General features: G+C 61.6%; 17 protein-coding genes. 4 read left to right on the top strand and 13 right to left on the bottom strand.

Going from position 1 to position 22854, the window contains the following annotated elements; genetic code table 11:
• Positions 1 to 77 precede the first annotated feature (77 nt).
• From JFU57_RS16530 to sdhC, 4 genes are read right to left on the bottom strand one after another with little or no spacing between them, the layout of a single operon-like run.
• On the bottom strand, positions 78 to 782 hold the full coding sequence (locus tag JFU57_RS16530) for a succinate dehydrogenase iron-sulfur subunit (RefSeq protein ID WP_020299227.1): 705 nt from the start codon (positions 780 to 782) through the stop codon (positions 78 to 80).
• 11 nt (positions 783 to 793) lie between these two features.
• The gene (gene sdhA / locus JFU57_RS16525) at positions 794 to 2566 is read right to left on the bottom strand and encodes a succinate dehydrogenase flavoprotein subunit (protein ID WP_078471028.1); all 1773 of its coding nucleotides are present in this window, start codon (positions 2564 to 2566) and stop codon (positions 794 to 796) included.
• A gap of 3 nt (positions 2567 to 2569) precedes the next feature.
• Entirely contained in the window at positions 2570 to 2938 is a 369-nt protein-coding gene (sdhD, locus tag JFU57_RS16520) for a succinate dehydrogenase, hydrophobic membrane anchor protein (protein ID WP_020299229.1), read from the bottom strand.
• On the bottom strand, positions 2932 to 3306 hold the full coding sequence (gene sdhC, locus JFU57_RS16515) for a succinate dehydrogenase, cytochrome b556 subunit (RefSeq protein ID WP_020299230.1): 375 nt from the start codon (positions 3304 to 3306) through the stop codon (positions 2932 to 2934). Before sdhC ends, sdhD begins: the two co-directional genes overlap by 7 nt.
• 363 nt (positions 3307 to 3669) lie before the next feature.
• Here sdhC and gltA point away from each other — a divergent pair, with 363 nt between their 5' ends.
• Complete coding sequence (gene gltA, locus JFU57_RS16510; protein ID WP_003222994.1) at positions 3670 to 4959, top strand: citrate synthase; 1290 nt, start codon at positions 3670 to 3672, stop codon at positions 4957 to 4959.
• Positions 4960 to 5238: 279 nt separating this feature from the next.
• On the opposite strand, the gene JFU57_RS16505 is transcribed toward gltA, so the two are convergent.
• The 3 genes from JFU57_RS16505 to JFU57_RS16495 form a co-directional block, all read right to left on the bottom strand.
• Positions 5239 to 6897: a cation acetate symporter gene (locus JFU57_RS16505; RefSeq protein ID WP_078471027.1), complete on the bottom strand. Its 1659-nt coding sequence runs from the start codon at positions 6895 to 6897 to the stop codon at positions 5239 to 5241.
• Complete coding sequence (locus JFU57_RS16500) at positions 6894 to 7205, bottom strand: DUF485 domain-containing protein (protein ID WP_020299232.1); 312 nt, start codon at positions 7203 to 7205, stop codon at positions 6894 to 6896. The genes JFU57_RS16505 and JFU57_RS16500 overlap by 4 nt, the downstream gene beginning before the upstream one ends.
• 191 nt (positions 7206 to 7396) lie before the next feature.
• Positions 7397 to 8248, bottom strand: a complete 852-nt coding sequence (locus tag JFU57_RS16495) for a glycine betaine ABC transporter substrate-binding protein (protein ID WP_078471026.1) — start codon at positions 8246 to 8248, stop codon at positions 7397 to 7399.
• A 287-nt stretch (positions 8249 to 8535) separates the two neighbouring features.
• Here JFU57_RS16495 and JFU57_RS16490 point away from each other — a divergent pair, with 287 nt between their 5' ends.
• A complete protein-coding gene (locus tag JFU57_RS16490) occupies positions 8536 to 10131 on the top strand; it encodes a glycoside hydrolase family 17 protein (protein ID WP_201130071.1) in 1596 nt (531 codons plus the stop codon).
• 72 nt (positions 10132 to 10203) lie between these two features.
• Here JFU57_RS16490 and JFU57_RS16485 read toward each other — a convergent pair whose 3' ends face one another.
• Positions 10204 to 10572: a hypothetical protein gene (locus tag JFU57_RS16485; protein WP_201130070.1), complete on the bottom strand. Its 369-nt coding sequence runs from the start codon at positions 10570 to 10572 to the stop codon at positions 10204 to 10206.
• Between the two features lie 233 nt (positions 10573 to 10805).
• Between JFU57_RS16485 and JFU57_RS16480 the strand changes: the two genes are divergently transcribed.
• Positions 10806 to 12104, top strand: coding sequence for a lipoprotein (locus tag JFU57_RS16480; protein ID WP_020299236.1), 1299 nt, complete (start codon positions 10806 to 10808; stop codon positions 12102 to 12104).
• Entirely contained in the window at positions 12097 to 12885 is a 789-nt protein-coding gene (locus JFU57_RS16475; protein WP_201130069.1) for an MlaA family lipoprotein, read from the top strand. Before JFU57_RS16480 ends, JFU57_RS16475 begins: the two co-directional genes overlap by 8 nt.
• A 78-nt stretch (positions 12886 to 12963) precedes the next feature.
• On the opposite strand, the gene JFU57_RS16470 is transcribed toward JFU57_RS16475, so the two are convergent.
• The 5 genes from JFU57_RS16470 to JFU57_RS16450 form a co-directional block, all read right to left on the bottom strand.
• Positions 12964 to 13890, bottom strand: coding sequence for a DUF808 domain-containing protein (locus tag JFU57_RS16470; RefSeq protein WP_078471021.1), 927 nt, complete (start codon positions 13888 to 13890; stop codon positions 12964 to 12966).
• 75 nt (positions 13891 to 13965) lie between these two features.
• Positions 13966 to 15426: an efflux transporter outer membrane subunit gene (locus JFU57_RS16465; RefSeq protein ID WP_242487553.1), complete on the bottom strand. Its 1461-nt coding sequence runs from the start codon at positions 15424 to 15426 to the stop codon at positions 13966 to 13968.
• 5 nt (positions 15427 to 15431) lie between these two features.
• On the bottom strand, positions 15432 to 18563 hold the full coding sequence (locus JFU57_RS16460) for an efflux RND transporter permease subunit (RefSeq protein ID WP_201130068.1): 3132 nt from the start codon (positions 18561 to 18563) through the stop codon (positions 15432 to 15434).
• 2 nt (positions 18564 to 18565) lie between these two features.
• The gene (locus tag JFU57_RS16455) at positions 18566 to 21631 is read right to left on the bottom strand and encodes an efflux RND transporter permease subunit (RefSeq protein ID WP_201130067.1); all 3066 of its coding nucleotides are present in this window, start codon (positions 21629 to 21631) and stop codon (positions 18566 to 18568) included.
• 10 nt (positions 21632 to 21641) lie between these two features.
• Positions 21642 to 22718: an efflux RND transporter periplasmic adaptor subunit gene (locus JFU57_RS16450; RefSeq protein ID WP_446739671.1), complete on the bottom strand. Its 1077-nt coding sequence runs from the start codon at positions 22716 to 22718 to the stop codon at positions 21642 to 21644.
• Positions 22719 to 22854: the final 136 nt, after the last annotated feature.

Raw genomic sequence — 22854 nt, 5'->3', positions numbered from 1 at the left:
AGGTTAAAACTACGGCGCCGGTTGAAGCCTGCGCCGCAGCATCTACGGTACAGCGGTCTACGGGTACAGCAGCTGAATCAAACGCCGCTTTGCAGCAGCATGTTACGAATGTGACCGATGGCCTTAGTCGGGTTCAGGCCCTTCGGACAAACGTTGACGCAGTTCATGATCCCACGGCAGCGGAATACGCTGAATGGGTCATCCAGCGAAGCCAGTCGCTCGGAAGTCTTGGTATCGCGGCTGTCTGCCAGGAAGCGGTAGGCTTGCAGCAGAGCAGCTGGACCCAGGAACTTGTCCGGGTTCCACCAGAAGGACGGGCAGGAAGTCGAGCAGCAAGCGCACAGGATGCACTCGTACAGACCGTCGAGCTTTTCGCGTTCTTCCGGGGACTGCAGACGTTCGATGGCCGGAGCCGGCGTGTCGTTCTGCAGGAATGGCTTAACCTTCTCGTATTGCTTGTAGAAGATGCTCATATCGACGACCAGGTCACGGATAACCGGCAAACCTGGCAGCGGACGAATGACCAGCTTGTTACCTTTTACGACAGCGGACAGCGGCGTAACGCACGCCAGACCGTTTTTGCCGTTGATGTTCATGCCATCCGAACCGCAAACACCTTCACGGCAAGAGCGACGATAGGAGAAACCTTCGTCCTGCTCTTTGATCAGGGCCAGCACATCCAGCACCATCAGGTCTTTACCACCGGTATCGACCGAAAATTCCTGCATGAACGGCGCAGCGTCCTGATCAGGGTTGTAGCGATAAACACTGACTTTCAACATGGCAGCCACCCTTAGTAAGTCCGAATCTTCGGTTCAAACGTCGGAACCGTCTTCGGCGAGAAGTTCACGGCACGCTTGGTTACGCGCTTGTCACCCGGGAAGTACAGGGTGTGGCACAACCAGTTTTCGTCGTCGCGATCTTCAAAGTCTTCACGAGCGTGAGCACCACGGGATTCTTTACGAACCTCGGCGGCGATCGCAGTCGCTTCAGCCACTTCCAACAGGTTTTGCAGCTCAAGGGCTTCGATACGAGCGGTGTTGAACGCCTGGCTCTTATCGTTGATCTTGACGTTGGCGATACGCGTGCGCAGGTCGGCCAGCTGGGCGATACCTTTCTGCATGTATTCGCCGGTACGGAACACACCGAAGTAGTTCTGCATGCAGCTTTGCAGCTCGCGACGCAGGGTAGCCACATCTTCGCCATCAGTGCGCTCGTTCAGAGCGTTCAGACGCGCCAGGGCGGCCTCGATGTTGGCGTCGGTCGCGTCATCGTACTCGATGCCGTCGGTCAGGGCTTTTTCCAGGTGCAGGCCGGCCGCACGGCCGAACACTACCAGGTCGAGCAGCGAGTTGCCGCCCAGACGGTTGGCACCGTGTACGGATACACAAGCCACTTCGCCTACCGCGAACAGACCATGAATGATCTCGTCCTGGCCTTCGGCATTCTGGGTGATCGCCTGGCCATGAATGTTGGTCGGCACGCCGCCCATCATATAGTGGCAAGTTGGAACAACCGGAACCGGAGCAACCACCGGGTCAACGTGAGCGAAGGTCTTGGACAGCTCGCAGATACCTGGCAGGCGGCTGTGCAGCACTTCTTCACCCAGGTGATCGAGCTTCAGCAGTACGTGGTCGCCGTTAGGGCCACAGCCGTTACCGGCGATGATCTCTTTAACCATCGAACGGGCAACAACGTCACGACCGGCAAGGTCTTTGGCGTTCGGAGCATAACGCTCCATGAAACGCTCGCCGTGCTTGTTGATCAGGTAACCACCTTCACCACGGCAACCTTCGGTAACCAGTACACCGGCGCCGGCGATGCCGGTCGGGTGGAACTGCCACATTTCGATGTCTTGTACCGGAACGCCTGCTCGCAGTGCCATGCCGACGCCGTCACCGGTGTTGATCAGGGCATTGGTGGTCGATGCGTAGATACGACCTGCACCGCCGGTCGCCAGAACCGTAGCCTTGGCGCGGATGTAGGTGGTTTCACCGGTTTCGATGCAGATGGCGATCACACCGACGAATTCGCCTTGTGCGTTCTTGACCAGATCAACCGCGTAGTACTCGTTCAGGAACGTGGTGCCGGCTTTCAGGTTGCCCTGATAAAGGGTGTGCAGCAGCGCGTGGCCGGTACGGTCGGACGCGGCGCAGGTACGGGCAGCCTGGCCACCTTTACCGTAATCCTTGGACTGGCCGCCGAATGGACGCTGGTAGATACGACCTTGCTCGGTACGCGAGAACGGCAGACCCATGTGGTCCAGTTCGAAGACCGCAGCCGGGCCTTCCTGACACATGTATTCGATAGCGTCCTGGTCACCGATGTAGTCGGAACCCTTGACGGTATCGTACATGTGCCAGCGCCAGTCATCGTTCGGGTCGGCCGAAGCGATGGCGCACGTGATGCCGCCCTGGGCAGACACAGTGTGCGAACGGGTCGGGAACACCTTGGTGATCACTGCAGTCTTGTGGCCGCCTTGGGCCAGCTGCAGTGCGGCACGCATGCCGGCGCCGCCGCCACCAATGATGATGGCGTCGAAGGAAATAGTTGGAATGTTAGACATGAATCAGATACCCCAGAGAATCTGCACACCCCAGACGAAGTAAGCGAACATTGCAACGCCGCATACTGCCTGGAAAAGGAAACGTACTGCAGTCGCGGACTTGCCCAGCGCCATCGGCGTCAGGTAGTCGGTCGAAATGGTCCACATGCCGACCCAGGCGTGAGCGCCCAGAGCAACCAGAGCCAACAGACTGAAGATGCGCATCCCGTTGTTTGCGAACAGCGCGTGCCACTGGGCGTAGCCCATGCCCGGGTTCGCAACGAGGTATCCAATCAGGAAAATGAAATAAGCCGCGAGAACGACTGCAGAAACGCGTTGCGCCATCCAGTCATAGAGGCCCGAACGCGACAGGTTCGTGACGTTAGTTACCATATCCAAACTCCCGCCAGAACGATGATCACCACGGATACGGCGATAACGATTTTCGAGCCCAGCTTGCCGCCTTCCAGCGTCTCACCGATGCCCATGTCCATGATCAGATGGCGTACACCGGCCACCAAGTGATACAGCAAGGCGGACAGCAGGCCCCACGCAACGAATTTGGCCAGCGGGCTGGTCAAGCATGCCTTCACCTCGGCGAAACCTTCCTCGGAACCCAGGGATTTGCCCAATGCATAAAGCATGATGCCAAGGCCCAGGAAGAGGATGATGCCGGAAACACGGTGGAGAAATGACGTAACGCCAGTAATGGGGAGTTTGATGGTCCTTAGGTCTAGGTTTACAGGTCGTTGGCTATTCACGGCTTTTTTTCACACTGAAGAGCCCCTAACAATCAGGGCAAAGTTGTTGGGGAGTGCACTGGTCAGGTAACCACCACCCAGGGAGTGCGACCCCCATCAAAACAGGCCCAAAAGCCCATGGCGGTCGGTGGCCGAGTATAGACAGTTAGGCTACTAATGACAACGCAAACGCCTTCCCCTAATAGCGCATTGCGTTACGAGTATAAAAGGCGTAAATGGCAGGGAATTTCGAGGAAAAAGTACGGTTAAAGCCTTCTGGGGCAAGACTTTAGGCAAATTGACATTCAGATTTATCTCACTATAGTGGTGCGGGCCCTGCGTGGGGGGTCTGTCTGATGATTTCAAGCATAAATAGGAGGCCACATGGCTGACAAAAAAGCGCAGTTGATCATCGAGGGCGCAGCCCCCGTCGAGCTGCCCATTTTAACCGGCACCGTTGGTCCCGATGTTATTGATGTTCGGGGCCTGACGGCCACGGGCCGCTTCACCTTTGACCCTGGCTTCATGTCGACCGCTTCCTGCGAGTCGAAAATCACCTACATCGACGGCGACAACGGCATCCTGTTGCACCGTGGCTATCCGATCGAGCAGTTGGCTGAAAAGTCGGACTATCTGGAAACCTGCTACCTGCTGCTTAATGGCGAACTGCCAACAGCGGAACAGAAGGCCCAGTTCGTCAGCACCGTGAAAAACCACACCATGGTCCACGAGCAGTTGAAGACCTTCTTCAACGGCTTCCGTCGCGATGCTCACCCGATGGCCGTCATGTGCGGCGTAGTCGGCGCCCTCTCGGCGTTCTACCACGACTCCCTGGACATCAATAACCCGCAGCATCGCGAAATCTCCGCGATCCGCCTGGTCGCCAAGATGCCGACCCTGGCAGCGATGGTTTACAAGTACTCCATGGGCCAGCCCATGATGTACCCGCGCAACGACCTGACGTACGCGGAAAACTTCCTGCACATGATGTTCAACACCCCGTGCGAGATCAAACCGATCAGCCCGGTACTGGCCAAGGCGATGGACCGGATCTTCATCCTCCACGCCGACCACGAACAGAATGCCTCGACGTCCACCGTGCGCCTGGCCGGCTCCTCGGGTGCCAACCCGTTCGCCTGTATCGCTGCCGGTATCGCCGCGCTCTGGGGCCCTGCCCACGGCGGCGCCAACGAAGCCGTGCTGACCATGCTCGATGAAATCGGCGATGTCTCGAACATCGACAAATTCATCGCCAAGGCCAAGGACAAGAACGATCCGTTCAAGCTGATGGGCTTCGGTCACCGGGTTTACAAGAACCGCGACCCGCGCGCCACCGTGATGAAGCAGACCTGCGACGAAGTGCTCAAGGAACTGGGGATCAACAACGATCCGCAACTCGAACTGGCCATGCGCCTGGAAGAGATCGCCCTGACCGACCCGTATTTCATCGAACGCTCGCTGTACCCGAACGTCGACTTCTACTCGGGGATCATCCTCAAGGCGATCGGCATTCCAACCAGCATGTTCACCGTGATCTTCGCCCTGGCGCGGACTGTTGGCTGGATCTCCCACTGGAAAGAAATGCTCTCCAGCCCGTACAAGATCGGCCGCCCGCGCCAGCTGTACACCGGTTACGAGTCGCGTGATATCACCAAGCTGGAAGACCGCAAATAAGATCTGCCTTGCGATAACGTCTTAGCAGCAGCGATTACGGCCTCTTTAGAGGCCGTTTTTGTGTCCGGGATAAAGGTCGACAACCTTACAACCCGCGCAGGCTGTGGCAACGGCTACAGCATACCGACAGCGCCCCCACCCTCTGTAACCACTGCCTCAGGCTGCGCTCGATCTACGCCCCACCCCAGCCCTCCCCCAGGCAAAAAATGCCCCAGTCTCTCGACTGGGGCATTTTCGGGTAACGCCGCTTATATATAGAAGCCGATACCTCTTGCTACCTTAGTGCGACACCGCCCCACTGGCGCCAAGGCCGGTTTGCGAGCGGACGAATTGCGGGAAGAACAGCGCCCGCTCATTTTCCGCAGCAGCCGACTTGTCAGTGATGGAGAAGAACCAGATCCCGACGAAGGCAATGATCATCGAGAACAATGCCGGGTACTCGTACGGGAAGATCGCCTTCTCGTGATGCAGGATCTGCACCCAGATGGTTGGGCCCAGGATCATCAGGCCAACCGCACTGACCAGCCCCAGCCAGCCGCCGATCATGGCGCCACGGGTGGTGAGCTTCTTCCAGTACATCGAGAGCAGCAGCACCGGGAAGTTGCAGCTGGCGGCAATGGAGAACGCCAGGCCGACCATGAACGCGATGTTCTGGCTTTCGAACAGGATGCCCAGGCCGATCGCCAGGACGCCCAGCGCGATGGTGGTGATCTTCGAGACGCGGATTTCATCCTTCTCGTTGGCCTTGCCCTTCTTGATCACGCTGGCATACAGGTCGTGAGACACCGCCGAAGCGCCTGCCAGGGTCAAGCCGGCAACCACCGCCAGAATGGTGGCGAAGGCCACCGCCGAGATGAAGCCCAGGAACACGCTGCCGCCTACGGCATTGGCCAGGTGCACCGCCGCCATGTTGTTGCCGCCCAACAGCGCGCCAGCAGCGTCCTTGAAGGCCGGGTTGGTGCTGACCAGCAGGATCGCGCCGAAGCCGATGATAAAGGTCAGGATGTAGAAGTAACCGATGAAACCAGTGGCATACAGCACGCTTTTGCGAGCTTCTTTCGCGTCACTTACGGTGAAGAAGCGCATCAGGATGTGTGGCAGGCCAGCGGTACCGAACATCAATGCCAGACCGAGGGAGAAGGCCGAGATCGGATCCTTGACCAGGCCGCCCGGGCTCATGATCGCTTCACCTTTGGGGTGAACCTTGATCGCCTCGGCAAACAGCGCGTTGAAGTCGAAATTGACGTGTTTCATCACCATCAGTGCCATGAACGAGGCACCGGACAGCAGCAGCACGGCCTTGATGATCTGTACCCAGGTGGTCGCCAGCATGCCGCCGAACAGCACGTACAGGCACATCAGGATCCCCACCAGGATCACCGCCACGTGGTAGTCGAGGCCGAACAGCAGCTGGATCAGCTTGCCGGCACCTACCATCTGCGCAATCAGGTAGAACGCCACCACCACCAGCGAGCCACAGGCCGACAGGGAGCGGATCTGGGTTTGCCCGAGGCGATAGGACGCCACGTCGGCAAAGGTGTATTTGCCCAGGTTGCGCAGGCGCTCGGCGATCAGGAAGAGAATGATCGGCCAGCCCACCAGGAAGCCGATCGAGTAGATCAGGCCGTCATAACCGGAGGTGAACACCAGCGCGGAAATACCCAGGAAGGACGCCGCCGACATGTAGTCGCCAGCGATGGCCAGGCCGTTCTGGAAACCGGTGATCTTGCCGCCTGCCGCATAGTAGTCGGCCGCCGACTTGTTGCGCTTGGAGGCCCAGTAGGTGATGCACAAGGTTGCACCGACAAACACCACAAACATGATGATCGCGGAAACGTTGAGTGGTTGTTTATGCACTTCGCCAGTCAGGGCTTCAGCCGCCCAGACACTTGGAGCAAAGGCCGCGACGCCCAGTAATGCCAATAGACGCCGGATCATTGCTGAGCCTCCTTGAGAATCGCATTGTTCAGGTCGTCGAATTCGCCATTGGCGCGTCGTACGTAGATAGCCGTCAGCACAAAGGCCGAAAGAATCAGCCCGACACCGATGGGAATGCCCCAGGTGATGGATGACGTTGGACTGAGTTTGGCGCCAAGGATCTGAGGTCCATAGGCGATCAATAGAATGAAGCCCGAGTAAAGCCCAAGCATGATCGCCGAAAGAATCCAGGCGAACCGCTCTCTCTTGCTGACCAGCTCCTTGAAACGCGGGCTGTTTTGAATCGAGAGGTAAATGCTGTCGTTCATTGTTTTTATCCTCGCAGCACAGATTTTAGTTGGAACGCATTCCACTCTATGCGGCTATGGAGCAGGTTCCAGACGACCTTAGTATTAGAACGACATTAGTCATGACGCCAATTTATCCCCAAGAAAAAACAAAGGCCGCCCGGTGCGAACACCGAGCAGCCTTGAGAAGCCTAATCTAGACGCTTCGTCGATTATTTAGCAGTCCACTCCGCGACGCGCTCCGGGTGTTTGGCCACCCACTCTTTCGCTGCTACATCAGGCTTGGCACCGTCCTGAATGGCCAACATGACTTCGCCGATTTCGTCTTTCGAGGCCCATTGGAACTTTTTCAGGAAGGCCACGACTTCCGGCGCCTTCTTCTCCAGGCCCTTGCTGCCGATGCTGTTGACGGTTTCAGCCGCGCCATACACGCCTTTCGGGTCGTCGAGGAAGCGCAGTTTCCACTTGGCGAACATCCAGTGCGGCACCCAGCCGGTGACGGCAATCGATTCGTTTTTCTCTTCGGCACGGGTCAGCTCGGCAATCATCGCCGCCCCCGAACTGGCCTGCAGTTTGTAATCGAGGCCGTAATCCTTGATCGCCTGGTCGGTCTTGAGCATCACACCCGATCCGGCGTCGATGCCGACAATCTTGTTCTTGAAGCTGGTGTCGTCCTTGAGGTCGGCGATGGACTTGGCTTTCACATACTCCGGCACGATCAGGCCGATTTTCGCGTCCTTGAAGTTGGGGCCGTAGTCGACCACCTTGTCCTTGTTCTTCGCCCAGTATTCGCCATGGGTCACTGGCAGCCAGGCCGACAGCATGGCATCGAGTTTGCCGGTGGCGACGCCCTGCCACATGATCCCGGTCGCGACGGCTTGCAATTTGACGTCATAACCGAGCTTCTGCTTGATCACTTCAGCCGCCACATGGGTAGTCGCCACGCTGTCCGACCAACCGTCGACATAGCCGATGCTCAGGGTTTTGCTGTCGGCGCTGGCCAGGGTGGAGCTGATCGCAAGTACCAGAGCGGCACCTGCGCCTAAGAGTCGTCGCATCTTCATCGTTACTTCCCCGAAAGTGCTGCGCCCGACGGATGCCGAGCCGCGTCAACCTATTGTTCTGGTGCACGGCGCCCCCTTCACGCTCACCACAAAACCCGTTCGAACATCAGCGGAGTACTGATGTTTCGATCATCAACCTGCGGCCATCTGCAACCTGCTCTGTCTGCGACCTCAAGGCAGCCAGCAACGACATCAGATAGCCAGCAATCCTGCCGCTTCCAGGGCAGATACCGATCCCGCCCGAACTTTGCATGTCAAAATCATGCGGCGCCCCAAGCCAGCGGCAAATGCAGGTAAGATGCCCGGCTTTGCTCCCAGACGGCCTGACCATGCCCGCGATAGCCCGCTTCCCTGTCCTGCCCTATTTATTTGCCTGCCTGCTTGGCCTGTTTGCGATCTGCGGCTTCTGGTACGGCCTCGGCCAGCCGGTGCTGCTGCCGGACGTCGCCAGCGCCAGCCACAAGCTGCAATGCGCCTCCTACACCCCTTTCGATAAAGACCAGTCACCGTTCGACCAGCCGTTCAAACTGCGCCCGGAGCGCATGGACGCCGACCTGGCGCTGCTGGCCACCCGCTTCGAGTGCATCCGCACCTATTCCATGACCGGCCTTGAAGCCCTGCCGGACCTGGCGCGCAAGCACGGCCTGAAGCTGATGATCGGCGCCTGGGTCAACAGCAACCCGGTGGACACCGAAAAAGAAGTCGACCTGCTGATCGCCTCGGCCAACGCCAACCCGGATGTGGTGAGTTCGGTGATCGTCGGCAACGAAGCCCTGCTGCGCAAGGAAGTCACCGGCCCGCAACTGGCCAAGCTGATCCACAAGGTCAAGGCCAACGTCAAACAGCCGGTGACCTATGCCGATGTCTGGGAGTTCTGGCTCAAGCACCCGGAAATCGCCCCGGCGGTGGACTTCCTGACTATCCACTTGCTGCCGTACTGGGAAGATGATCCGTCCAATATCGACGCCGCGTTGAACCACGTTGCCGAGGTGCGCCAGGTATTCGGCAACCGCTTCGCACCCAAGGACGTGATGATCGGCGAAACGGGTTGGCCCAGCGAAGGCCGTCAGCGTGAAACCGCCCTGCCGAGCCGGGTCAATGAAGCCAAGTTCATTCGCGGGTTCGTCGCCCTGGCCGAGCACAATGGCTGGCACTACAACCTGATTGAAGCCTTCGACCAACCCTGGAAGCGCGCCAGCGAAGGCGCCGTCGGCGGTTACTGGGGTCTGTTCGATGCCGACCGCCAGGACAAGGGCGTGCTCGCCGGCCCGGTATCCAACCTGCCTTACTGGCCGGTGTGGCTGGGCGTGGGCGGGGCGATCTTCCTCGTGACCCTGCTGCTAGGCGGCCGTGTCCGCAGCACCCGCGCGGCGCTGGTGCTGCCACTGCTGGGCGCCCTCGCCGCCTGCTCCATCGGGGCCTGGGGCGAGCTGACGCGGGTCACCAGCCGGTTTGCCGGCGAGTGGTTCTGGGCCGCGCTGCTGCTGGGCCTGAACTTGCTGGTGCTGGCCCACGCGGCCCTGACCCTGAGTACCCGCAGCGGCTGGCGTGGATGCGCCTTCGCTGCCTTGGAGAAACGCGCTGGCTGGTTGCTGACCGCCGCCGGTTTCGCGGCCGCGGTGATGATGCTGGAGCTGGTGTTCGACCCGCGCTATCGCAGCTTCCCGAGTGCGGCCCTGGTGCTGCCGGCCCTGGTCTACCTGTGCCGCCCGGTACGGGTGCCACGCCGCGAGATCGCCCTGCTGACCTTTATCGTCGGCGCCGGGATTGCTCCGCAGCTGTATCGCGAAGGCCTGCAAAACCAGCAGGCCTGGACCTGGGCCCTGGTCAGCCTGCTGCTGGTGGCCGCCATGTGGCGCAGCCTGCGGGCACGCAAGGCCTGATCCCGATTCAGGCCTCACGGGCACAAAAAAGGGATGACGACAGTCATCCCTTTTTTATCGAGCCCCGCTTGATCAGGCCGATTGGCGCGGCGCCCTGACCAGGCGCAAGGCCGCGATCACCACGGCAAACACCGCCAGGGTGGTGTTGTACAGCGCCAGCGCCGGTAAACCGCACAGCAGCGCCACCACCGCCAGGCCCCAGCCACCGCGGCCCGGCAGCACAAACGCCAGCAGCGCCGAGACCAGGGCCGCCCAGCCCATGACCTTGAAGTGAATCCACAGGCCCAGGGTGGAACGTGCCTGGCACTCCCAGCGGCTCGCCTCATCGACACAGACGCCCACCCACCGAGCATCTTCCATAAAGCCGTAGCGCAGGCCATAACTGGCGGCCAGCCACAGGGGCAGGACAATAAGCAGCACAACCAAGGGAAGACGGGACATGAGGCACTCCGATAAGCGAAAACGGCGCCCAGCATAATCGCCCGAGAGCGGTAAGCAAGCCTGTTACACATATAACTGTGAGCAATTAGCGGCAAAGTGTATCGTCCGGCTACTATTACCCCCGGTCCCGCCTGTCTTGACCGATATTTGTGCCGAACCATGGCACTTCGGCAGTACCCCGGTGGTCATAGCCTGCGAACCTCTCCCGGCACCTTCCTCTAAGGGATTCAGTCATGCTCCGTTCCTTGCGCTTCGCTGCCCTGTTTGGCGGCCTTATCTTGAGTGCGTCCGCACTGGCAGTCGATATCGACGCTGCCAGCTATGGCTATCCTTTGACCAATCCGTTCGAAGCGACCATTGCCACCACCCCGCCGGAGCTGCGCCCGGAACTGCCGTCCAACGACGATATCAACCAGTCCGACCGCAGCCTGACCTTGCGCCCCGAGCGCGAGTTCATCCTCCCGGACAACTTCTGGGCGGTGAAGAAGCTGACCTACCGCATCGCCGAGCAGGATCACGCCGCCCCGCTTATCTTCCTCATCGCCGGCACCGGCGCGCGCTATGACAGCAGCCTCAACGAATACCTGAAAAAGCTCTACTACAAGGCCGGCTATCACGTGGTGCAGCTGTCGTCGCCCACCAGCTTCGACTTCATCAGCGCCGCCTCGCGCTTCGCCACCCCCGGGGTCACCCAGGAAGATGCCGAGGATATGTACCGGGTAATGCAGGCCGTACGCGCGCAGAACCCCAAGCTGCCGATTACCGAGTACTACCTCACCGGTTACAGCCTGGGCGCCCTGGATGCGGCCTTCGTCAGCAAACTGGATGAAACCCGGCGCAGCTTCAACTTCAAGAAGGTCCTGCTGCTCAACCCTCCGGTCAACCTGTACACCTCGATCAGCAACCTCGACAAACTGGTGCAGACCGAAGTCAAAGGCATCAACAACAGCACCACCTTCTATGAACTGGTGCTGAACAAACTGACCCGCTACTTCCAGCAAAAAGGCTACATCGACCTCAACGATGCGCTGCTCTACGACTTCCAGCAGTCCAAACAGCACCTGACCAACGAACAGATGGCGATGCTGATCGGCACTTCGTTCCGCTTCTCGGCGGCCGATATCGCCTTCACCTCGGACCTGATCAACCGCCGCGGCCTGATCACCCCGCCCAAATACCCGATCAGCGAGGGCACCAGCCTGACGCCGTTCCTCAAGCGTGCCCTGCAGTGCGACTTCGACTGCTACCTGACCGAACAAGTGATCCCCATGTGGCGCGCGCGCACCGACGGCGGCAGCCTGCTGCAACTGATCGACCAGGTCAGCCTGTATGCACTCAAGGATTACCTGCACGACAGCCCGAAAATCGCCGTGATGCATAACGCCGATGACGTGATCCTCGGCCCTGGCGACCTGGGTTTCCTGCGCACCACCTTCGGCGACCGCCTGACCGTCTACCCCCATGGCGGCCATTGCGGCAATCTCAACTACCGCGTCAACAGCGACGCCATGCTGGAGTTCTTCCGTGGCTAAACATCTCCTGCTAATCGCTGCGTTGCTCTGCGCAGGCTATGCCCAAGCCGACAACAGCAAAGCCAACGCGCCGACCGTGGTTGACTCGGACGGCTTCACCGAGCCGTTGAAGAAACTCAAGTTCAACGCCGGGCTGGACCAGCGCGAATTCGAGCGCTCAACCCTCAACGCACTGAACGTGTACGACCCGCTGGAGTCATGGAACCGTCGGGTCTACCACTTCAACTACCGCTTCGATCAATGGGTGTTCCTGCCGGTGGTCGACGGCTACCGCTACGTCACCCCCAGCTTCCTGCGCACCGGCGTCAGCAACTTCTTCAACAACCTGGGCGATGTGCCCAACCTGTTGAACAGCCTGCTGCAGCTCAAGGGCCACCGCTCCATGGAGACCACCGGGCGCCTGTTGCTCAACACCACCATCGGCATCGCCGGCCTGTGGGACCCGGCAACCGCCATGGGCCTGCCGCGCCAGAGCGAAGATTTCGGCCAGACCCTGGGGTTCTACGGGGTTCCGGGCGGCGCCTATTTCGTGCTGCCGATCTTCGGTCCGTCGAACCTGCGTGACACCGCCGGCCTGGCAGTGGACTTCACCGCAGAATCGGCGATCAACTTCCTCAACGTTTCGGAAGTCAGCAGCAACCATCCAGAGATCTGGGTCCTGCGCGGCGTCGACAAGCGCTACCAGACCAGCTTCCGCTACGGCCAGCTGAACTCGCCGTTCGAATACGAGAAGGTGCGCTACGTCTACACCGAGTCGCGCAAGTTGCAGATCGCCGAATAACCCTCTTCCTGCGCTACAAAAAAAGGCCATCCGGGAACTCCGAATGGCCTTTTTTCATAGTCGGGACAGTGCCCGGGGTCAGGTCCTGACAGCTTTCCACAGCTTGCTGAACAGGGTCACGCCCACCAGCACCACGGCGCCGGCGATAATCCCGGCCACTGCGTTGAGCAGGGTCGGCATGATCACCGAGAAGCCGCCGATCACGGCTGCGGTTTGCCCGGTCAGCCCCTCGATAAGGTGGTGCGCCGCGGGTACGCCGTGGGTGAGGATGCCGCCGCCGACCATAAACATCGCCGCCGTGCCGATCACCGACAGGCTTTTCATCATGTACGGTGCGGCGCGCAGGATCACCCCACCCACACTCTTCGCCAACTGCCCCGGCTTCTGGGTCAGCCACAGCCCCAGGTCATCGAGCTTGACGATGCCCGCCACCAGGCCATAAACGCCTACGGTCATGACAATCGCGATACCCGAGAGCACCACCACCTGCTGCATCAGCGGCGCATCGGCCACAGTGCCCAGGGTGATGGCGATGATTTCCGCCGACAGGATGAAATCGGTGCGCACCGCGCCTTTGATCTTGTCCTTCTCGAAGGCCACCAGGTCGACTTCGGGGTTGGCCACCGCCTCCAGCAACTGCTCATGCCCGGCCTGATCGTCAGCCTTGCTGTGAAGGAAGGTGTGGGCGAGCTTTTCAAAGCCTTCGAAACACAGGTAGGCGCCACCGAGCATCAGCAGCGGGGTCACCAGCCAGGGGGCGAACGCGCTGATGGCCAGCGCCGCCGGAACCAGGATCAGTTTGTTGCGGAACGACCCCTTGGCCACGGCCCAGACCACTGGCACTTCACGCTCGGCACGCACCCCGGAGACCTGCTGGGCATTGAGCGCCAGGTCATCGCCGAGTACGCCGGCGGTTTTCTTCGCCGCCATTTTGGTCATCAACGCCACATCATCGAGCACTGCCGCGATATCGTCGATCAGCACCAACAAACTGCTTCCTGCCATCGGTCAGGTTTCCATAGGTCAATAAAGCGCGGAGCATAGCCTGTCAGATACATCCGAGGCGAGTCGGCACAGGGCTCAAGGAGCCGTGACCGGCGCACTTTGCCAACCACCTCCCAGGCTCTGGATCAGCGCTACGCTGCCCTGGCTCAGTTGGCCCTGGGTGTCGCGCAGGTTTTGCTCGGTCTGCAGCAGGATCAACTGCTGGGTCAACACGTTTTGCCGGCTGACAGTGCCCGCACGCTGCTGAGCTTGCTGGCTGGCGAACAATTGCTGGTTGCGCTGGTAGATCTGCCCATAGGTATCGGCCTGCAATTGCAGGTGGTTGATGGCCGACAGGTTGTCTTCGACGTTCTGCAGCGCCGCCAGCACCGTGCCCCGGTAATTGGCCACGTCCTGGTCATAACCGGCTTGGGCTTGCCGCACCGCGGCCTCACGGGCGCCGCCGTCAAACAGGGTCGCCGCCAGCGCCGGGCCCAAGGTCCAGATCCGGTTCGGAACGGAAAACAGGCCGCCCAGGGCACTGCCGCGAAAACCGGCTTCGGCGGTCAGGTCCAGGGTGGGGAAAAACGCAGCTTCGGCGACACCGATTTTCGCGTTGGCCGCCGCCGCCGAGCGCTCCGCAGCCACCACATCCGGACGCCGCAGCAACAGGCTCGACGGCAATGTCAGGGGCGCACGGGGCACGCTGAATACGTAGTCGTTGCGGGGCGCCAGGCTGAACTGCGCAGGCGCGACGCCCACCAGTACCGCCAGTGCATGCTCAAACTGCTCCCGGCTGCGCAAGGTGCTCTGCAACGCTGCCACCACGTTGCTCAACTGGTCCTGGGCCAGCAGCAGTTGGTCATTGGAAGCCGTGCCTTGGCGGTACTCGACCTGGATCATGTCCAGTAGCTGTTGATTGATCTGTTGTTGCTGCTGCAACAGGGTGCTGTCGATATCCAGCTGACGCAGCCCCAGGTAATTGCTCGCAATGCTGGAACTGATGGACAGCCGCACCCCGGCCAGCAGGGCATCGGACGCCTGGGCCGAGGCCTGGCTCGACTCGATGCCCCGGCGTACCTGCCCCCACAGATCCGGCTCCCAGCTGGCACTCAAGGTGGCGCTGACACTCTGCTGCACGCCGGTATTGCTGCTGCCACCGGAACTGTTGAGTCCGGAGTTGCTACCGCCTACCCCCCGGGAACCAGCAAGCCCCACGCCCACCGTCGGCCATAACCCGGCGCGACTCGACGCCACCTGGGCCTGGGCCAGCCGATAGGCGGCCTCGGCGGCGACTATCGACTGGTTGGCGGCGGCCGAACGGTTGATCAGGTCATTGAGTATCGGATCGTGGTATTCGAGCCACCATTGACTGGCCAGCGCCCCTTGCGGGTTGGCCACCGCTCGCTGCCATTGCAGGCCCTCCTTGAAGCCCTGGGGCAGCGACATGGCCGGTTGCTGATAATCCGGCCCGACCATGCAACCCGTCAGTGTCAGGCTGAAGCCCAGCGTCATCAGCCAGCACACCCGTGGCCCGCCACGCCCTCTGCTGCCCATGAAGTTCACGTTGTTATCTCCTTGGGAGCCCGGCGCAGGCGCTGGGAGGCCCGGTCGAGCCAGAGGTAGATCACCGGTGTGGTGTACAGCGTCAGGACCTGGCTCAACAGCAGGCCGCCAATGATCGAAATACCCAGTGGCCGCCGCAGTTCCGAGCCATAACCACTGCCCAGCACCAGGGGCAAGGCGCCGAGAATCGCCGCCAGGGTGGTCATCATGATGGGTCGAAAGCGGATCAGGCAGGCGTTGCGAATCGCCTCCTTGGCGCTGCGTCCCTGCTCTTTGCGCTCGGTGATGGCGAAGTCGATCATCATGATTGCGTTTTTCTTGACGATGCCGATGAGCAGGATCACCCCCACCAGGGCAATGATCGACAGCTCGGTACCGGTCAGCAGCAGGGCGATCAGGGCACCGACGCCGGCCGACGGCAAGGTTGAAAGAATCGTCAGCGGATGCATCAGGTTCTCGTAGAGAATCCCCAGCACGATGTACACCGACAACAGCGCAGCAACGATCAGCAACGGCTCGCTGGCCACCGACGACTGGAACACCTGGGCAGTGCCGGCAAATTGCCCGACCACACTGGCCGGCATGCGCAGTTGCGCCACGGCACTGTTCACCAGCGCCGTGGCATCGCCGATGGCCACCCCCGGGGCCAGGTTGAACGACGCCGTGACTGCCGGAAAGGTCCCCTGATGGCTGATGGAAATGGCGGTCCGCGCTACCGACTGCTCAGCCACCGCCGACAACGGAATCAGCGGCTGACTGGTGTTGGCCTCCAGGGCAGGCGCGGCACTGGCGCCACGACCACTGGCCACGGCACCCTGGGGCAGGTAGATGGACTTCAGGGTATCGGGGTCGGTCCAGTATTCCGGCGCCACCTCCAGCACCACGTGATATTGGTTGGCCGCACGGTAGATGGTCGAGACCTGGCGCTGGCCGAACGCGTCGTAGAGGGTCTGGTCGATCGCCGCCATGCTCACCCCCAGGCGCGCCGCGCTATCACGGTTGACCTGCACATTGGCCAGCAGGCTGTTGTCCTGCTGGTCGGTGTTGATGTCGGTCAACTGCGGCAAGCGGTGCAGCACCTCGACCACCCTGGGTACCCACTCGTCCAGGGTGCTCTGGTCATCGGCGGTGAGAGTGTACTGATATTGGGCGCCGCTCTGGCGCCCCCCCACAGTGATGTCCTGCACCGACTGCAAGTACAAACGCGTGCCCGGCATGGCCCCCAGGCTGCGGCGAATCTGTGCGATTACCTGATCGGCGCTGTCCTGGCGCTGGCCCAGGGGCTTGAGGGCAATAAACAGTTGCGCGCTGTTGATCGCCCCGCCACCTCCACCGCCGCCGCCGACAAAACCACCGACCGTCAGCACGTTCGGGTTGCCCATCACCTTTTCATTGATCTGCCGAAAGTCGGCCTGCATCGCCCCGTAGGAAATATTCTGCGAGGCCAGGATGCTGCCGGACAGGCGTCCGGTGTCTTCCTGGGGGAAGAACCCCTTGGGCACCAGCACATAGAGCACCCCGGCCAGCAGGATCACCAGCACGGTGACCAACCCCATCAGCAATGAATGATCGATGACCCAGCCCAGGGTCCGGTCATAGAAACGGTGGAACCGCGAATCCAGTTGCCCGTCGCCGCTGCCGGCCTGCTCACGGGTGCGCAGCAGGATGCTGGAAAGCATCGGCGTCACCGTCAGGGAAATCAGCATCGAGATACCGATGGACACCGACAGCGATACCGAAAACTCGCGAAACAGGCGCCCGACTATCCCCCCCATCAACAGCAGCGGGATAAACACCGCCACCAGCGACAGGCTGATAGTGAGGACGGTGAACCCCACCTCCCGGGCCCCGGCCAGCGCCGCCTGCAACCGCGATTCGCCGCGCTCCAGATGGCGCATGATGTTTTCCACCACCACGATCGCGTCATCCACCACGAATCCGGTGGAGATGGTCAGCGCCATCAGCGACAGGTTGTTCAGGCTGTAGCCCAGGAAATACATGGCGGCAAAGGTGCCCAGCAGCGACAGCGGCACGACGATCGCCGGCACCAGCGTGCTGCGCCAGTCGCGAAAGAACGCGAAAGTCACCAGGGTCACCAGGATGATCGAGGCAATCAGCGACAGTTCGACATCACGCAACGACGCGCGAATGGTGGTGGTGCGGTCCATCAGGATGTTCAGCTTGATCGCCGCCGGAATCGACTCCTGCAAAAAAGGCAACTCGGCCTTGACCGCATCCACCGTGTCGATGACGTTCGCCCCCGGCTGTTTGAAGATCACCAGCAGCACTGCAGGCTTGCCATTGAACAGGCCGAAGTTGCGCAGGTCCTCGACATCCTCGCGCACGTAGCCCAGGTCGGCGATCCGCACCAGGCTGCCATTGCTCTGCTTGACCACCAGTTGCGCATAGTCATCGGTGGCGTAGAGCTGGTCGTTGGCGGCCAGCACCTGACTCTGATCGCCAATATCGATCTGGCCCTTGGGCAGGTTGACGTTGGCCGCCGCGACCACCGTCCGCACCTGCTCCAGGCTGATCCCGTAGTGATTGAGACGGTCCGGGTTAAGCTCGATGCGCACCGCCGGCAGGGCCCCGCCGCCCACCGTGACATCGCCCACGCCCCGGGTCTGCAACAGGCGCTGCTCAAGCAGGGTCGAGGCCACATCGTACATTTGCCCGGGTGACGCGCTGTCGGACGTCAGGCTGATGATCAGGATCGGCGAATCCGCCGGGTTGACCTTGCGATAGGTCGGGTTGCCAGACAGGTCGCTCGGAAGATTGGTGCGCGCGGCATTGATCGCCGCCTGCACGTCCCGCGCGGCACCGTCGATATCGCGATTGAGGTCGAACTGCAGGTTGATCCGGGTCGAGCCCAGGGTGCTGGCAGAGGTCATCTGGGTGACCCCGGCAATCTGTCCGAACTGCCGTTCCAGCGGGGTCGCCACCGAAGTCGCCACGGTGTGCGGATCGGCGCCCGGCAACGAGGCACGCACACTGATGGTCGGGAAGTCGACTTCCGGCAGCGGCGCCACCGGCAACAGGCTGAAGGCCAGGACGCCGAACAGCGCAAGCCCCACCGCCAGCAGCGTGGTGGCAATCGGACGCTGGATAAACGGGGCGCTGAGGTTCATGGTCAGCCCGCCACGGCCGCAGGCCGGCCGCTGAAACGACGTTCCAGACCATGCATGGCGAGGAAGATCACCGGCGTGGAAAACAGCGTCAGCAACTGGCTGAGCAGCAGGCCGCCAATAATCGCGATCCCCAGGGGATGGCGCAGTTCAGAACCGATGCCGCTGCCCAGCGCCAACGGCACCGCGCCGAACAATGAGGCCATGCTGGTCATCAGGATCGGCCGGAAACGCAGTTCCGCGGCCTGGCGGATCGCCGCCAGCGGCGTGAGACCGCCCTTGCGCTCCAGCTCCAGGGCAAAGTCGACCATCATGATGCCGTTTTTCATGACGATGCCGATCAGCAGCACAATGCCGATCAGGCCGATGATGTCGAACTGGGTGCCGGTGATCAGCAGCGCCAGCAAGGCCCCCAGCGCGGCCGAAAGCAGGGTCGAGAGAATCGTCACCGGATGCACGAAGCTCTCATAGAGAATCCCCAGCATCAGGTACACCACCACAATGGCCGCCAGCACCAGAAACACCTGGTTGGACAGGGAGGCCTCGAACGTCGCGGCTGCACCCTCCAGCGAGGCCTGGACCGAAGCCGGCAATCCGGCCTGCTGTTCGATCGCCTTGAGCCGGGTCACCGCCGCGCCCAGGGTCTGGCCCGGCGCCAGGTTGAAGGAGATATCGGCATAGGGGAACTGCCCCAGCCGGTTGATCGTGACCGGCGTGCGCAGCACTTGCAGGGTGGCCATGCTCGACAGCGGGGCCACCCCGCCGCCGGGGATGTTCACATACAGCCCGGTCAACAGGTCCGCCAGGTTGTGCGGCGGGCGGTCGGTGGCCATGACCACGTGATACTGGTTGAGCTGGGTGTAGATGGTCGACACCTGGCGCTGGCCAAACGCGTCGTACAGCACGTCGTCAATGGCCTGGGGCGTGATGCCCAGGCGCGAAGCGGTGGAGCGGTCGAACGTGAGCTGGATCTGATTGCCGAACTGCATGGCCTGGCTTTGCACATCGGTGAACATCGGCTCCTGGCGGATCGCCGCCAGCAGTTTGCCGGTCCACAGTTCCAGCTCCTGGGGATCGGTGGCCTGCAAGCCCAGGCGATAGCTGGTGGTGGACACGGTGGCGTCCAGGGTCAGGTCCTGCACCGAGTGCAGGTACAGGCGGATCCCGGCCACATCGGCATTGGCATCGGCCAGGCGCCGAATCACCACACTACTGCTGTCGCGCTGGCCACGGGGCTTGAGGTTGATCAGCAGGTTGCCCTGATTAAGGGTGGGGTTGGTCTGATCGATACCGACAAACGACGACAGGCTCTGCACCGCCGGGTCCTTGAGGATCCGCGCCGCCAAGCGCTGTTGCTGCACCTGCATCTGCGAAAAGGAAATGGTCGGCGCAGCCTGGGAAATCCCCTGAATCAATGCGGTGTCCTGCTCGGGAAAAAAGCCCTTGGGCATGACCACCAGGGTCAGCAGCGTCAGCGCGGCGGTGAGCACCACTGACAACAGGGTCAGGGTCCGATGCGCCAGCACCCAGTCAAGCCCGCGTACGTAGTGCCGGTTGATCCGATCGAAAAAGTCCACCCGGCGCTCTGCCTGCCGGGCCTTGAGCATCCGCGAACACATCATGGGGGTCAGCGTCAGGGAGATCAGGGCCGAGATCACGATGGTCACCGCCACGGTCATGGCGAATTCACGGAACAACCGGCCGACCACGTCGCCCATGAACAGCAGGGGGATCATCACCGCGATCAGGGCAATGGACAGCGAGATGATGGTGAAGCCGATCTGCTCCGAGCCCTTGAGCGCGGCCTCCAGGGGGCTATCGCCGGCCTCGATGTAGCGGGTGATGTTCTCGATCATGACGATGGCGTCATCGACCACGAAGCCGATGGCGATGGTCAGGGCCATCAGCGTCAGGTTGTTGAGGGAAAACCCCAGGGCATAGGCCACCGCCAGGGTCCCCACCAGGGTCAAGGGCACGGTCACCGCGGGGATGATGGTGGCGGCCAGGTTGCGCAGGAACAGAAAGATCACCAGGACCACCAACACCACGGCCACCGCCAGTTCGTACTGCACATCGGTCACCGAGGCGCGGATGGTCTGGGTCCGGTCTGTCAGCACCGCAACCTTGAGCGTGCCCGGCAGGCTGGCCCGCAACTTGGGCAGCAACTGCTGGACCCGGTCGACCACCTCGATCACGTTGGCCCCGGGCTGGCGCTGGATATTAAGCACGATTGACGGCGTGCTGTCGGTCCAGGCGGCCTGCCGCGGGTTCTCCGGGCCCTGGGTCGAAGTGGCGATCTGTGACAGGCGGATCGGCGCACCGTTCTTGTAGGCGATTACCAGATCGCGGTACTCGTCGGCCGACTGCAACTGGTCGTTACTGCCGATCGAGTACGCCTGGAACTTGCCGTCGATGTTGCCCTTGGCCTGGTTGACGTTGGCGCTGCCCAGGGCGCTGCGCAGATCGTCCAGCGACAGGCCCAGGCTATTGAGCGCCGAGGTATTGGCCTCGACCCGCACCGCTGGCCGCTGGCCGCCGCTGATGGTCACCAGCCCGACTCCGGCGATCTGCGAAATCTTCTGCGCCAGGCGAGTGTCGGCCAGGTCCTCGACCTTGGTCAGCGGCAGCACGTCGGAGGTCAGGGACAGGGTCAGCACCGGCGCGTCGGCCGGGTTGACCTTGCTGTACACCGGGGGGTACGGCAAGTTGCTCGGCAAGAAGGTGCCAGCGGCATTGATCGCCGCCTGCACCTCCTGCTCGGCCACATCCAGGGACAGCGCCAGGTCGAACTGCAAGGTCACCACCGAGGCGCCGTCGGAGCTGGTGGAACTCATGGATTTCAAGCCGGGCATTTCCCCCAGCTGGCGCTCCAGGGGCGCGGTGATCGAGGAGCTGACTACATCCGGGCTGGCACCTGGGTACTGGGTAAAGACCTGGATTGTCGGGTAATCGACCTCGGGCAAGGCCGACACGGACAACAGGTGATAGCCGAGCACGCCCAGCAACAGCACGGCGACCATCAGCAGGCTGGTGGCAACCGGTCGCTCGATAAAGGGCCGCGAGACGTTCATCGCCGGCGTCTCACTGGGCAACCACTTTGATCGCCGAGCCGTCGTCGAGCTTATCTGCGCCCTCGGTGATCACCTGCTCGCCGTTTTTCACCCCGGCGTCGAGAATCGCCGTGGCATCGCCCATCACCGGACCCGCCTTGATGTTGCGCAGGCTGGCCTTGTCGCCCACCACCACAAATACGAAGTCGCCCTTGCTCCCGTGCTGGATGGCCCGGGTCGGGACCACCGGCACTTGCACCAGGGTATCGGCCTTGAGCCGGGCGTTGACGAACTGATTGGGGAACAGCGCCTGCCCCCCATCCTCGAACTGGGCCTTGACCTTGATCGTGCCGGTGCTGGTATCTACCTGGTTATCCAGGGCCAGCAAGTTGCCGCTGGCCAGCTGCCCGCGTTTGTTGCGGTCATAAGCCAGGACCGTGACCGGGCCGGAAGCCAACGCCTGATTGATGGCGCCGAGGTCATCCTCGGGAACGGCAAACACCACCGTCGTCGGACGCATCTGGGTGATCACCACAATGGCCGAGGCACTGGTTACATAGTTGCCTGGGTCGACCTGACGCAACCCGACTACGCCATCCACCGGTGAGCTGAGGGTGCAATAACCCAGTTGCACCTCAAGGTTCTGCACACTGCCCTGGTCCGCAGCCACGGTGCCCGCCAGTTGCTCCACCGTGGAAGCCTGGGTATCGAGGGTTTGCTGGCTGACAGAACCGGCCTTGATCAGCTCGCGGTAGCGCGCCAGGTCGCGCTGCGCGTTGCGCAGTACTGCCTGGTCGTGGGCCAATACACCTTTGGCCTGGGCCAGCTGTGCCTTCAACGCCCGGTCATCGATACGCGCCAGCACCTGGCCCTTGCGCACTGGCTGGCCTTCCCGGAATTCGACGCTGGCGAGCACACCGTTGACCTGGGTGACCACAGTGACGCTGCGGATCGGTGTCACCGTGCCCAGGGCATCGATGAACACCGGCACATCCTGCAATTGCACCGCAGCCACGGCCACCGGCTCGCCGCTGGGGGCCGGCCGGCTTTTCTGCCGAGCCCCGGCCAGGTAAAGCCAGAGACCCAGCGCAATGAGTACCAGCACCAGGAGGCTGAAGACCAGGCCCAACCTGCGCCGTCTGTTGTTGTCCACGACGTTCCCACCCAATCGATGCAAAACCGAGGTTTGAGCGACAGATCGGGAAACAGGCCGGCACAGCAGCAAATGGCCTTCAGCCCGCTCG

Source organism: Pseudomonas sp. TH07 (assembly GCF_016651285.1).
In the GTDB taxonomy this organism is placed as follows: domain Bacteria; phylum Pseudomonadota; class Gammaproteobacteria; order Pseudomonadales; family Pseudomonadaceae; genus Aquipseudomonas.
The sequence above is the reverse complement of the archived record's forward strand: the minus strand, read 5'-3'. Positions and strand labels throughout refer to the sequence as shown.

Excerpts from the sequence above, each read along its gene's own strand:
- JFU57_RS16530 (WP_020299227.1), bottom strand. The coding sequence starts at position 782 with ATGTTGAAAGTCAGTGTTTATCGCTACAACCCTGATCAGGACGCTGCG.
- sdhA (WP_078471028.1), bottom strand. The coding sequence starts at position 2,566 with ATGTCTAACATTCCAACTATTTCCTTCGACGCCATCATCATTGGTGGC.
- sdhD (WP_020299229.1), bottom strand. The coding sequence starts at position 2,938 with ATGGTAACTAACGTCACGAACCTGTCGCGTTCGGGCCTCTATGACTGG.
- gltA (WP_003222994.1), top strand. The coding sequence starts at position 3,670 with ATGGCTGACAAAAAAGCGCAGTTGATCATCGAGGGCGCAGCCCCCGTC.
- JFU57_RS16505 (WP_078471027.1), bottom strand. The coding sequence starts at position 6,897 with ATGATCCGGCGTCTATTGGCATTACTGGGCGTCGCGGCCTTTGCTCCA.
- JFU57_RS16500 (WP_020299232.1), bottom strand. The coding sequence starts at position 7,205 with ATGAACGACAGCATTTACCTCTCGATTCAAAACAGCCCGCGTTTCAAG.
- JFU57_RS16495 (WP_078471026.1), bottom strand. The coding sequence starts at position 8,248 with ATGAAGATGCGACGACTCTTAGGCGCAGGTGCCGCTCTGGTACTTGCG.
- JFU57_RS16490 (WP_201130071.1), top strand. The coding sequence starts at position 8,536 with ATGCAGGTAAGATGCCCGGCTTTGCTCCCAGACGGCCTGACCATGCCC.
- JFU57_RS16485 (WP_201130070.1), bottom strand. The coding sequence starts at position 10,572 with ATGTCCCGTCTTCCCTTGGTTGTGCTGCTTATTGTCCTGCCCCTGTGG.
- JFU57_RS16480 (WP_020299236.1), top strand. The coding sequence starts at position 10,806 with ATGCTCCGTTCCTTGCGCTTCGCTGCCCTGTTTGGCGGCCTTATCTTG.
- JFU57_RS16470 (WP_078471021.1), bottom strand. The coding sequence starts at position 13,890 with ATGGCAGGAAGCAGTTTGTTGGTGCTGATCGACGATATCGCGGCAGTG.
- JFU57_RS16465 (WP_242487553.1), bottom strand. The coding sequence starts at position 15,426 with ATGGGCAGCAGAGGGCGTGGCGGGCCACGGGTGTGCTGGCTGATGACG.
- JFU57_RS16460 (WP_201130068.1), bottom strand. The coding sequence starts at position 18,563 with ATGAACCTCAGCGCCCCGTTTATCCAGCGTCCGATTGCCACCACGCTG.
- JFU57_RS16455 (WP_201130067.1), bottom strand. The coding sequence starts at position 21,631 with ATGAACGTCTCGCGGCCCTTTATCGAGCGACCGGTTGCCACCAGCCTG.